We start from the raw sequence: 539 nt of genomic DNA on the forward strand, positions 1-539 counted from the left end.
CTGAGAGTTCTGCAAATTCGCTGAGAGAGGGCGGTCATGGCAGGCTGGTGATGTTCAACGTCACCGATTCCCGCGAAGGAACGCCACCATGACCAAGACAGAAGGTAAATCGACCAGCGCTGCCGTCAAAGACATTCTGCTTTCGAACCCGGAGGGGCTGCACGAAGTGATCCGTGCAGTAATGCAGGAGGTTCTCGAGGCCGAGATGGAGGAGGCGCTGGGTGCTTCGAAGGGCGAACGGACGCCCGAGCGCCTTGGGTATCGCTCGGGTTACTACGGCCGCACCCTGGTCACCCGGGTCGGCAAGCTTGAGCTGCGGGTTCCGCAGGACCGGGCCGGTCGTTTCTCCACCGAGCTGTTCGAGCGCTACCAGCGTTCCGAGCGGGCCTTGGTGGCCACGCTTGCGGAGATGTATGTGCAGGGCGTGTCGACCCGGAAGGTCAAGGCGATCACGGAAGAGCTGTGCGGTCATGCCTTCTCGGCTTCGTCGATCTCGGCCATCAACAAGCGCTTGGACGAGAGCCTGAAGGCGTTTGCCG

At 62.0% G+C, this 539-nt stretch carries 1 protein-coding gene; it reads left to right on the forward strand.

Annotated elements, in window-relative coordinates:
• Positions 1-88 precede the first annotated feature (88 nt).
• Positions 89-539 (forward strand): transposase (locus NKJ04_RS33645; RefSeq protein ID WP_352680126.1); only part of this gene is annotated, 451 nt, incomplete at its 3' end.

It is taken from the genome of Mesorhizobium sp. M0618, from assembly GCF_040320765.1.
GTDB lineage: Bacteria > Pseudomonadota > Alphaproteobacteria > Rhizobiales > Rhizobiaceae > Mesorhizobium.